This window comes from Rheinheimera sp. (assembly GCF_020217005.1).
In the GTDB taxonomy this organism is placed as follows: domain Bacteria; phylum Pseudomonadota; class Gammaproteobacteria; order Enterobacterales; family Alteromonadaceae; genus Pararheinheimera.
Genome location: NZ_JAIWOI010000366.1, coordinates 1 through 12,119 on the forward strand (window position 1 = coordinate 1; position 12,119 = coordinate 12,119).

At 44.1% G+C, this 12,119-nt stretch carries 9 protein-coding genes and 1 tRNA gene; 9 read left to right on the forward strand and 1 reads right to left on the reverse strand.

Annotated features, from left to right (window positions below; all coding sequences use genetic code 11):
- The 3 genes from LDL40_RS18155 to gpt all read left to right on the forward strand — a co-directional run.
- Positions 1-666 (forward strand): phosphopentomutase (locus LDL40_RS18155; protein ID WP_300996884.1); only part of this gene is annotated, 666 nt, incomplete at its 5' end.
- Between the two features lie 13 nt (positions 667-679).
- Positions 680-1,384, forward strand: coding sequence for a purine-nucleoside phosphorylase (deoD, locus tag LDL40_RS18160; protein ID WP_300996885.1), 705 nt, complete (start codon positions 680-682; stop codon positions 1,382-1,384).
- A gap of 9 nt (positions 1,385-1,393) precedes the next feature.
- Positions 1,394-1,867, forward strand: coding sequence for a xanthine phosphoribosyltransferase (gene gpt / locus LDL40_RS18165; RefSeq protein WP_367304346.1), 474 nt, complete (start codon positions 1,394-1,396; stop codon positions 1,865-1,867).
- Positions 1,868-1,932: 65 nt separating this feature from the next.
- Here gpt and LDL40_RS18170 read toward each other — a convergent pair whose 3' ends face one another.
- Positions 1,933-3,057, reverse strand: coding sequence for an endonuclease/exonuclease/phosphatase family protein (locus tag LDL40_RS18170; protein WP_300996886.1), 1,125 nt, complete (start codon positions 3,055-3,057; stop codon positions 1,933-1,935).
- A 394-nt stretch (positions 3,058-3,451) separates the two neighbouring features.
- Here LDL40_RS18170 and LDL40_RS18175 point away from each other — a divergent pair, with 394 nt between their 5' ends.
- The 6 genes from LDL40_RS18175 to LDL40_RS18200 all read left to right on the forward strand — a co-directional run bounded on the left by LDL40_RS18175 (position 3,452) and on the right by LDL40_RS18200 (position 11,970).
- Positions 3,452-6,649: a TonB-dependent receptor gene (locus tag LDL40_RS18175; RefSeq protein ID WP_300996887.1), complete on the forward strand. Its 3,198-nt coding sequence runs from the start codon at positions 3,452-3,454 to the stop codon at positions 6,647-6,649.
- Positions 6,650-6,768: 119 nt separating this feature from the next.
- Positions 6,769-7,401, forward strand: coding sequence for a uridine kinase (gene udk, locus LDL40_RS18180; RefSeq protein ID WP_053425248.1), 633 nt, complete (start codon positions 6,769-6,771; stop codon positions 7,399-7,401).
- Between the two features lie 302 nt (positions 7,402-7,703).
- Positions 7,704-8,918 carry a NupC/NupG family nucleoside CNT transporter gene (locus tag LDL40_RS18185; RefSeq protein ID WP_300996888.1) on the forward strand — a complete coding sequence of 405 codons (1,215 nt, stop codon included), beginning with the start codon at positions 7,704-7,706 and terminating at the stop codon, positions 8,916-8,918.
- A 13-nt stretch (positions 8,919-8,931) separates the two neighbouring features.
- Complete coding sequence (locus LDL40_RS18190) at positions 8,932-9,885, forward strand: 2-oxoglutarate and iron-dependent oxygenase domain-containing protein (protein WP_300996889.1); 954 nt, start codon at positions 8,932-8,934, stop codon at positions 9,883-9,885.
- Positions 9,886-10,079: 194 nt separating this feature from the next.
- Positions 10,080-10,164, forward strand: a tRNA-Leu gene (locus LDL40_RS18195).
- 177 nt (positions 10,165-10,341) lie between these two features.
- Positions 10,342-11,970: a methyl-accepting chemotaxis protein gene (locus LDL40_RS18200; protein ID WP_300996890.1), complete on the forward strand. Its 1,629-nt coding sequence runs from the start codon at positions 10,342-10,344 to the stop codon at positions 11,968-11,970.
- Positions 11,971-12,119 lie beyond the last annotated feature (149 nt).

Genomic DNA, 12,119 nt, shown 5'->3' on the forward strand with positions numbered 1-12,119 from the left:
GGTTTGGAGAAGCTATATCAGTTCTGTGAAACAGCCCGTGAGCTTCTGGACAGTTACAATATAGGCAGGGTGATAGCCCGTCCTTTTCTGGGGACTGAAGCAACAAATTATGCCCGTACTGGTAACAGAAAAGATTATTCAGTTTTACCTCCTGCTCCGACTGTGCTGGATACCCTGAGTCAGTCAGGTGGCATAGTCATTAGCATTGGTAAAATTGCTGATATTTATGCGCATCAGGGCATCAGCAAAGAAGTCAAAGCTACAGGTCTAGCAGCTTTAGTGGATAAGACACTAGCCGAAATGGCAATAGCGCCAGAGCGCAGTATAGTGTTCACTAATCTGGTCGACTTTGATCAAAACTATGGTCACAGGCGTGACCCTATAGGTTATGGTGAAGCGCTGGAATACTTTGATACCAGACTACCGGAGATTATGGCTGCCCTGGATGACGATGCTGTTTTACTGTTAACAGCGGACCATGGTTGTGACCCTACCTGGCCAGGCACTGAACATACCCGTGAATATGTGCCTGTGCTGTTTTATGGCAAAAATCGTACAGCCAAAGATTTAGGCGAAAGAGCAAGTTTCGCTGATATGGGCCAGACTCTGGCCGACTATTTTGATTTAGCGGCCATGCCTTATGGCCAGTCCTTTTTAGCTTCATAATTTAGAGTAACTCATGGCAACTCCTCATATTAATGCGCCAGAAGGCGCTTTTGCAGACACCGTATTAATGCCTGGCGATCCGCTGCGCGCTAAGCATATTGCTGACACCTTTTTACAGGACGTTGTCTGTGTTAACACAGTACGTAATATGTTTGGTTACACTGGTACTTATCAGGGCAAAAAGGTCAGCGTATTAGGCTCTGGTATGGGCATCCCTTCTATGTCTATTTATGCCACTGAATTGGTGAAGTTTTATGGTGTAAAAAACATTATCCGTATTGGTTCCTGTGGTGGTTTGCCGCTAGATGTCAAAGTTCGTGATGTTGTGATCGCTATGGGCGCCAGCACCGACTCTAATGTCAATCGCAACCGTCTGGGCGGCAATCTGGATTTTGCGGCTTTGGCTGATTTCGGTTTACTGGAGCGTGCAGTAGCTGCCGGTCGTGCAAAAAACATTGATGTCAAAGTGGGAAACTTATTTACTTCAGATTTGTTCTACAACCCGGATCCAACCTTATTTGATCGCCTGGAAAAATACGGTGTATTGGGTGTTGAAATGGAAGCCGCTGGTTTATACGGCGTAGCCGCAGAGTTTGGCATTAAAGCGCTCGCTATTATGACGGTCAGCGACCATATTCGTACCGGCGAAGCTTTAAGTGCTGATTTACGTCAGACCTCTTTTAACGAGATGGTTGAAATCGCATTAGCCCTGGTTTAAGGAACAGTTATGTCACTAACCAGCAACAAAATGTTCTACGTGTCATGGGAAGCTTTTCACAGAGCGACCAAAGAGTTAGCGAAAGGCTTATTAAACCGCAATTTTGACAGCATAGTTGCAGTCAGTCGCGGTGGTTTAGTGCCTGCCGCAATTCTGGCGCGCGAATTAAATATTCGAGTGGTAGACAGTATTTGTGTCTCCAGCTACGACCATGATCAACAACGTGAATTAAAAGTGCTGAAAGACGCCGCTTTAGCGGACAGCCCACGTTTGCTGATAGTGGATGATTTAGTGGACACGGGTGAAACAGCAAAAGCTTTACGTGAACATTTTCCAACCGCTTGTTTTGTCACCGTTTACGCCAAACCTCAGGGCAAACCTTTAGTGGATCATTATGTGACTGATATAGAGCAGGACACCTGGATTCAACTACCATGGGATATGGAGCTGGCTTATAGCACTCCACTGGCTGAGCAGAAGTAATCCAATTGAGGGCAGAGTAGAGTGAAAATATCTTTATTCTGCCCTCAATTTGTCGTTTCAGTGTATCACTTAGTAAGCTTCAACTTTACCCACACCAGACGATGATCAGAGCTTGCAGCACGATCTGCGACCAGTTCATAAAATGGCTGTCCTTTTGCTGGCCAAAATACACCGCTGGATATCACTTTAAAGCCTTGTTTGGACGGTAAGACATAATCAGCTCTCATCCGCCATCCTGCTGTATGAGTTGCAGCATAAGGACTGTCAGGGCTATGAGCTTTAGCGCCGCTACTTTGTGGCGTAAAACTGCTATTAACCCGCGGATGCATCAGTAAGTTACCAATCCCTTCTTTATACGCATTGCCTTCCACAGGTGAAGAGTTTAAGTCTCCAAGGATCACAAAGCTTTTGTCTTCTGCCAAACCACCTTTTTGACCTTTGTCATCATAGATGTAACTGGCTTTGTCCGGGCTTAGATAATCAGTCCAAAACCGCACTTCATCATGGTTGCGTTTACCGTTTCTGTCTTCCTCACCATCAAAGACTGGTGGAGTAGGGTGACTTATCAGTACATGGACTGGTTTCTTATTGATCAACACCGGCACATCCCAATGGGCTTTAGACGACAGAGGGAGTAACTGCCAGGCTTCAGGACTGTACCAGGGGGAACCGTCTGCTTTAGTAGTTTGCAAAGCACCTGGCATATCTTTCCATTTAAAATGCTGAAAGGTTCTGACTTTGTTGGTATTAATGGGGTATTTAGACAATAACATCATGCCGTACTGACCTGGATACTGACCAAAGCCCCAGGCGTCGGACCCTTTATTCGTTAACTGGCCATCGTTGTCTAAATCAAAACCGCTGGGTTGCCCTGTGTTTACTGTGCCGTAATAGAAGTACGGGTAATCAATGGTTTTGCCATCAGCATTTTGCGCTTTGTTTAAAAAATTACGGATAAATAACTGTACCCCGGCTTTAGGGTCTTCGATGTAATCAAATTCGTTTAGCAGCAAAATATCAGGTTGAGTTTGTTGCACTATAGCGGCGATGTTTTTGATTTGTGGATGTTTACCTTCCGCAAGCAGGGAGCTCAATACCTGCGGTCCACCTTGTGCTCCTCTTTCCAGATAATTCTCGGACTCCATACTGACATTAAAAGTGGCGATGGTCAGTGTTTGATCTTTTGCCATAGCTAACCCACTGAATGAGAAAAAAGATGTGACTAAAATAGATGAAAAAATATGATTCATATGTTGTTAACCGATTCATTGGTTCCGCAAGCATATCCTGAATCAGCGCTAAAACCCAGTTTACGCGCTGATTTTGCTTTCAGATAAGTTATTCAGTGCTCAATAGAAAATGCTGGTGATTAAGCGCAGCAAATGTACGATTTTTAAAGCTCATATGTTACACTTGCGTGACAAATCAGACCTGACAACCAAAGTTGATGTTAGTTCAACGGTGAACTGGTTTGATGTAAGAAAAACGTAATAAAAGTTAGTTATAGTTGTCGCCCAATTTGGAAGCAGGAAGTTTTCAGCTTGGCTGAAACATAAAATTTACAACTACCAGGTGAAAAACGATATGAAAATTAAACATATTGCCTTAGCAGTGGCGTTAGCCATGGGCTCAGGTGCTGTACTTGCTGACACGTCTTCTGCGATTCGCGGAAAAATTACCACACCTGAAGGCACTGCTGCTGCAGGTACCAAAATCATCATTACTCACGTTCCCTCAGGTACTACCCGTCAGGTCGTTACTAATGAATCCGGTAGTTTTGTTGCGTCAGGCTTGCGTGTAGGCGGTCCATATACTGTTGTAGTGGACTCAGATACATATGCGGATGAAACCTTAAATAATATTTTTCTGCAGTTAGGTGAGAATTATCAGATCAACGAAGCTCTGAAATCAGAATCTGTAGAGCGTATCGCAGTTACCGGAGCGGTAATAGCTGCAACAAACACAGGTAGCAGCAGTTATTTTGGCGCTGACCAAATCGCGAAGGCTCCTAGTTTCAACCGCGATATAAAAGATATAGTCCGTAACAATCCATTGGCTGTAGTGGACGGCAATAATGGCGCTATGAGCGTAGCGGGTTCGAACCCTAAATTTAACAGCATCAGCGTTGACGGCATCGAGCAAAACGATGCTTTTGGCTTGAACGTAAATGGTTATCCAACCACCCGTTCGCCAATTTCTTTGGACGCTATTGATCAAATTACCATTGATACTTCTCCTTTCCACGCTAAAGACAGCGGTTTTCAGGGCGCAAAGGTCAATGCTGTAACTAAGTCTGGAACAAATGAAACTTTTGGTAGTGTGTTCTATGAAACTCAGAATGATGGTATGGCTGGCACTCCAAAAGATTCTGGTGTTGAAAAACCTCTGAAATTTGATGAAACCACTTATGGTGCTACTTTGGGTGGTGCTTTTGTTGAAGATAAACTGTTTTATTTCATCTCTTACGATTATTACGAAGCAGATACTCCACTTGAATGGGGTCCTGCTGGTAGCGGTGCGTCTAACGAAACTACCGCCACTCTAGCTGATTATCAAGAAATTCAGCGCATCGCACGTGATGTTTATAACATAGATGCCGGTACATGGGATGCGTCTCCTGTGACCGATGACGAGAAGTTATTACTAAAGTTAGATTGGAACATGAACGACCAGCATCGTGCTGCGTTCACTTACCAATTCACTAAAGGTAACCGTACCTCTAACATGACTAGCGGTAGTGGTGAGCTACGTTTATCTTCTCACTGGTACAACCGTGTTGAGGAGTTAAATAACTATGCACTTAAATTGTATTCAGACTGGACCCCTGAGTTTTCAACTCAATTCAGTGTGGCGTACATGGATAACCCGACTACGCAAAAATCATTTGGCGAGTATGGCGATGTGACAATCGACCGTGCAAGCGCTTTAGGTGATATTGCAATGGGATCTGATTTAAACCGTCATTCAAATGAACTGGATAAGAGTACTTTGATATTGGCTATGGATGCTGACTATCTGTATGAAGATCATAGTATCGCTTTCGGTTATCAGTTTAAAAAATTAGATATCTACAACCTATTTTTACGTAACACCAAAGGCGTTTACGTATTTAGTAGCATCGCAGATTTTGAAAATCGTAAAGCAAATCGCATCGAATATACCAATGCAACTAGTTTAAATCCAGTTGATGCCGCTGCGGCTTTTGGACGCAATGAACATGCTTTGTATGTGCATGATGAATGGGCTGTTCGCGACGATTTAACTTTAGATATGGGTGTGCGTTATGAGCGATTAGGCTCCGATGATACTCCAAAAGAAAACCCAGCCAGTTTGTTGCGCACAGGCTATAACAATACCGAAAATCTGGATGGTATTGATATTATTCTGCCTCGTTTCGCCTTTAAATGGGATGCCACTTTAGACCTGACTATTCGCGGTGGTTTAGGCCGTTTCTCTGGTGGTCAGCCTACAGTGTGGGTGTCAAACTCCTACTCAAACCCTGGTATTGGAGTTAATACTGTGGTTGCCGATAGCCGAACCAACACAGCTGCTTTGACAGGTGTAAATATTGTTGATATTCCTCAACAATTATTAACTGCGGTTCAGACTGCCACAGGTACTACCCAGGAAACTAACTTAGTCGATCCAAACTTCAAGCTGCCTTCAGACTGGCGTGCTCAGCTTGCTGCAGATTATACCTTCGCTATCCCAGGTTTAGGTGAAGATTATGTTTGGACTACTGAGTATCTGTACAAGAAAGAGCGTGACTCAGCATTTTGGGTTGATGCGAGTCTTACTGAGGCAGATATCGCTGGTACAACTGCAGACGGTGGTCGTCTGATTTACAATGATGCCGATGGCGCAAATAAAGACTACATGTTGACTAACGCTTCTGAGTCTGGTCGTGCCAAGGTTATTAGTACAGCTTTAAGTAAAGCTTATGACAACGGCGTTTACTTCACTGCTTCTTACACTAATCAGGACATAACTGAAGCTCACTCAGCAAGCAGCACAACGGCAAGTAGCAGCTACGGTTTAAATATAAACATTAACCGTAACGAATCATTACTGGGCCGTTCAGTCTATGAAACAGAGCACAGATTTGTATTAAATCTGGGATATGACCATGAATTTGTTCCTGGTTACAACACCAGCTTCAATATCTTCTTTGAACGTCGTTCAGGTAAACCTATTACCTATTACATGGACGGCGCTGACTTAGATGGCAACGTAACTGCATTGGGCGACCCATATGGCTTGTTGAGTCCAGGTACTACTGGTGACTCCTTCTTACCATATATTCCAACAATGACAGATGCTAATGTGATCTGGGCACCTAGTTACAATGGTACTACCGTAATTAAAACAGCTGAGCAAAATAAAGCTGAATTCTTTAGTCTGATTGAGTCTCTGGGGTTAACCCAGTACCAGGGTACTTATTTGCCTAAAGGTGTAAGTACAACTCCTTGGGTAACGACTATGGACTTAAGTGTTCGTCAAGAAATCCCTGGTTTCATGGAAGGTCATAAAGGTACTTTCTACGTGACAGTGGATAACTTCCTGAATTTGCTGGATAGCAGCAAAGGTAAAGTCTATGGCGACGATTTTGGTTCTATCGAGCTGGTTGACTTCACTATAGATCCTACTTCGAAGAAGTATATCTACGGTGGCTCTCGTGCAGCCAGCTCTGATGGTACTCGCGCAGCGGGAGCGTTATGGGATGATTTCTATGGCCAAGAGTCTGCCTGGCGCTTAAAAGTGGGTGTGAACTACCGCTTCTAATCTGATGGTGTAATACCTGAAACTTAAAAATGCCGGTGCAATACCGGCATTTTTTATTTATACAAAAGTTAAAATCCGCGATAATGCATTAAGTTAAGATTTTGAATAGAAGTGACACTGTGCCTAAAAGTACCATTATTGCTATTGCCGGCGCCTCGGCCTCTGGTAAAAGTTTGTTTGCATCCACTGTCTATCAGGAATTGGTAGCTGAATTAGGTGGTGAACGTATTGCTGTATTGGCTGAAGATGCGTATTACCGTGATCAGGCACACTTGTCGTTTGATCAGCGTACTCTGACCAACTATGACCATCCGGCAGCTTTTGAACATGAACTGCTGGCGTCCCATTTGCAGCAGTTAAAAGATGGCAAAGCGGTCTCTATGCCGCAATATTGCTACAAAACCCATACCCGCAAGGCTGAAACTATCACTGTGCATCCAGCTAAAGTAGTGCTGGTTGAAGGTATTTTGCTACTGACCGACGATAAATTAAGGCAACAATTTAATATTACAGTCTTTATGGATACGCCTTTGGATGTGTGTTTATTGCGCCGCATCAAGCGTGATATGGAAGACAGAGGCCGTAGTTTAAGTTCCATTACTGAGCAATACGAAAACTATGTTCGCCCAGCGTTTTTTGAGTTCATTAATCCGTCCAAGCAATATGCCGATTTAGTGGTGACACGCGGCGGCAAAAATGAAATTGCTATCGACATTATCAAAACCAAGATACGCCAGTTATTACAAGAGTAAACCTATTCTGATCTATCAGAGAACCACAGCCAAAACGTGGCTTAGGCTGTGGTTTTCCTCCTCCCCACCAAAGCAACATTTGCTTTGCAAGCTTTTCATTTCTGTTATAATCGCGCGGCAAAACGTCAAGTTTAGACAACCCCTGAACAGCAATTACAAGTGTTTGAAGCCAGAAACGGCGGTTAACACTCCCGCTCGGAAACTGTAACTACTTGATCTTTTGATGCTATTCTGGGATTTGGCATCACAAGAACAAAAATTCTGCGCCTTTGAAGGCCAGACCCTATACCCAAGGAATAACTATGATGAGTTTGGTTGGCATTCTTGCCATCTTAGTAACAGCATATTTAGCTTCTGCGAACAGAAGCAGCATTAAGTGGCGCACTGTTGGAGGCGCTTTTGCCATTCAATTGGCTATCGGTGCTTTTGTGCTTTACGTGCCTTTTGGTAAAGATGTGCTGTTAAGCATTTCAGCCTTTGTTGGCAACATTATCTCTTACGCTCAATCCGGCATTATCTTCCTGTTTGGTGATGCGGGTGCACAGAAATATGGCTTTGTTTTTGCCATTCACGTGCTGACGGTCATTATCTTCTTTTCTTCTTTGATAGCGGTGCTGTACCACATTGGTGTGATGCGTATCATCATCACTGTGTTAGGTGGTGGTTTACAAAAGCTGTTAGGTACCAGCAGGCCTGAGTCTATGAGCGCTGCAGCTAATATCTTTGTAGGGCAGACAGAAGCTCCGCTAGTTGTTCGTCCTTTTATCCCTACTATGACCCGCTCGGAATTATTTGCGGTGATGGTAGGGGGCTTGTCTTCAGTGGCTGGTTCTGTACTAGCTGGTTATGCCGGTATGGGGATTGAACTGAAATACTTGATCGCAGCCAGTTTTATGGCTGCTCCAGGCGGCTTACTGATGGCAAAACTGTTACTGCCGGAAACTGAAACTCCAAAAAATGATTTAGCTGATATCGGTGTAGTTGAAAAAAACACCAACGTGATTGATGCAGCAGCCTCTGGAGCCGCAAGTGGTTTACAGCTGGCGCTCAACGTTGGCGCTATGTTGCTGGCTTTCGTTGGCTTAATTGCGTTAGTAAACGGTTTGATTGGTTGGGTCGGGACTTTAGTTGGTTTTGAAGGTTTAACCCTGCAATTAATTTTCGGCTACATCTTCCAACCTCTGGCATTTATCTTGGGTGTGTCCTGGGAAGAGGCTCGTTTAGCAGGCAGCTTTATCGGCCAAAAATTAGTCATTAACGAATTTGTCGCCTATCTGGATTTTATCCAGTACGTCAAGGCTGGGCAGCTGAGCGAACATACTCAAATTATCGTGACAATCGCTTTATGTGGTTTTGCAAACTTCTCGTCGATAGCCATTCTGTTAGGTGGCTTAGGAGTTATGGCTCCGAATCGTCGGTCTGATATTGCAGAGCTGGGTTTAAAAGCCCTGTTAGCTGCTACTCTGGCTAACCTGATGAGTGCAGCAATAGCAGGCTTTTTCTTTTCGTTAAGTTAAATAGGTTATAACTATGACTCAACAACAAGTCCCTACGTTGGACATCAGACGGTTTGCCACCGACAAAGCTAGCTTTGTTGCCGAAATTGGCAAAGCCTACACTGAGTTTGGATTCTGTGGCATAAGCGGCCATGGTATCCCGGATGAAGTTGTGGACAATACCTACAAAGCAATCAAGAAGTTTTTTGCTTTACCGACTGAAGTAAAACAAAAATACCATGTGCCAGGCCAGGGCGGAGCACGTGGTTATACGGGATTTGGCGTTGAGAAAGCCAAAGACAGTAACCATCCGGATTTAAAAGAATTCTTCCACGTTGGTCGCGAGTTGTCAGGTCCGGCACCCCATCCAAGTTTGTATCCAAACTTGTGGCCGGCTGAAGTAGCAGAATTTAAAGAAGCGACTTATGCGTTGTATTCTGCGTTGGAAAAGTTAGGTAATACGGTACTGGAAGCTTTGGCTTTGTTCTTAAAGCAGGATCAGGCTTACTTTGCAGACAAAGTGAATTATGGCAATTCGATTTTGCGGCCAATCCATTATCCGCCAATTCAGGATACTTCGACTCAGTCTATCCGAGCTGGACAGCATGAAGACATTAACTTAATCACTTTGTTGGTTGGGTCACACGAGTCTGGCCTGGAAATTCTGCGCCGTGACGGCAGCTGGTTACCTGTCACTACTATTGAAGGTACTATAGTGGTCAATATTGGTGATATGTTGCAGCGTTTGACCAACCATTTGTTGCCGTCTACTACACACCGTGTGGTGAACCCGGCTGGAGCCGCTGCAGGTCAACCGCGTTATTCCATTCCGTTTTTTATGCATCCGAATCCGGATTATGTCATCGAAACGCTGGATAGCTGTATCACTGCTGAGCAGCCAAACCGTTACCCTGAACCTATCAATTCAAACGACTACCTGATGCAGCGTTTGGAAGAGATTGGTTTGATCAAAAAGGCCAAGTACTGATAGTTCACTGCTGCCCTCCGATTCAAAGGCGAACACTAGTTCGCCTTTTTGCTTTTTCATAGATGAACCGCTCTAAAAGCCCACACTTTGCTGATTATTTCAGCAGTGGCAGTGAAAACCATTGAAAATTTGCATCAGACAGTTGACGATTGCCGACTTGACGCATAACATGCACGCCGTCAACGACGCTTTGCGCCGCGGTGGTGGAATTGGTAGACACACTAGCTTCAGGTGTTAGCGCTTCACGGCGTGGGGGTTCGAGTCCCCCCCCCGGCACCAACTCTCTTCTTTTTTTAATTCCTCTAGCAGAAACCTTGTATCAAACTTAAAATCCAATACCTGCTCACATCACAGATCCTGTCGTAATAATTTGGTTAGCTTTTACTTAGCTTGCTATTTTCTATCTTACGCCTATTCTTTACAAAACAAACAGATAGGTCTGGCGTAGGTAAAGTCATGCTAAAAAATTTGAGTATTAAAACCCGACTTTTTGCCATAGTAGGTGTTGCCGTTCTTGGTCAAATTCTGGTGTGTTGGTTAGTCCTTTCTGGTTTAAAGCAGAGTATTCTGGAAGAAAAGCGCCTATCTACTCTTTATTTGTCTGAAGTGGCGGTTGCGTTAGTAAATAGCTATCACAGTAAAGTGAGCAGTGGTGAGCTAGACGAAATAAAAGCCAAGCAGCTTGCATTAGCCGAGCTTAAATCCCTTCGCTACAAAGAAAACGACTACTACTTCGTCATTGATCAGCAGGTGACCATGCTGATGCATCCGTTCAGACCTGATCTTGATGGCAAGGATGTCTCCGGTTTTCAAGATAAACAAGGCGCACCTTTGTTTCAAAATATGGCTGATGGTGTAGCAGATGACGGTTCACATTCGGTGTTCTATAACTGGCCTAAGCCTGGTGCTACTGAAGAAATACCCAAAATTACTCATGTTGAGTTATTTAAACCCTGGGGTTGGATAGTTGGGACTGGTATCTACATAGATGATGTCGAAGCCTCTTTTTACAAGGTGGTGATGCAACTCGCCGTTTTAGTGTTTCTGGTTGTCGGTTTGATGTTGGCGTTAAGCTGGTATGTTACACGTTCAGTTGTAAAACCTATGACTGATGTTGTAGCTGCTATGCAGGATATAGCTTCAGGCGATGGCGATCTGACCGTCAAACTAAGTTATAACGGCAAAGATGAATTAGCAGCACTGGCGACAGCCTTTAATCTTTTTGTCGGTAAGATCCGTCAGTTGATAACTTCTGTGGGTGTCACTTCTGTTGAGGTAAGTGAAAGTGCGCTGGATGTAGCTCGTATTTCTCAGCAAATTTCCAAAGAGAGTGTACAGCAACAACAAGAAACCGACATGGTCGCAACAGCTATAACGGAGATGAGTTCCGCTATAGCTGAAGTGGCACAAAGCGCTGAACAAGCCAATCATGAAACTGGTCAGGTTGAAACTTTAGTTCAGCAGGGCATGAAGCTGATGAAAGCCTCAGTAGAGAGTATTCATACACAAAGCCAAACGATAGAACAAAGTTCGGTAGTTGCATCCTCTTTATATAGCTCTTCACAAAATATCAGTCATGTACTGAACATCATTAATAAGCTAGCTGATCAGACTAACTTACTTGCCCTGAATGCCGCCATTGAGGCCGCTCGTGCTGGTGAACATGGCCGGGGGTTTTCAGTGGTTGCTGATGAAGTCCGCACTTTAGCGCATCAAACGCAAAAATCTACCCAGGAAATATCCGGTATTATTGGTGAGTTGCAGCAAGGCACTCAACAAATGACAGCTGCTGTGCAGGAAAGTAAAACAGCGGCAGAACTGAATATCAATCTGGCGGCCCAGGTTCAGCAAGCGCTGACTGATATTGCCAATTCGATAACACAGATTTCCGATATGAATGCGCACATAGCTACAGCAGCCGAACAACAGAGTGCGGTAGCCGGTGAAGTAGACCAGAATGTAAATACTATTAGCCAGTTAGTGCATCAGACAGCGGGAGCTATTAAAGGCAGCAATCAGTCTACCCAACGTTTAACTCAATTAAGCCTGGATTTAAAAGATCTGGTGAGGCAATTTAGGGTATAACAACAGCATTTCTATAGTAATCGCTATTTCTGTTAATAAAACGGGCAAAAAAGATTATTTTTTGCCCGTTTTGCTTTATTTCTGAGCGAACGATCACGAATATCATCAAATTGTCATTTTAGGGGTTGTGCAGGATTAAAAACTCCCTA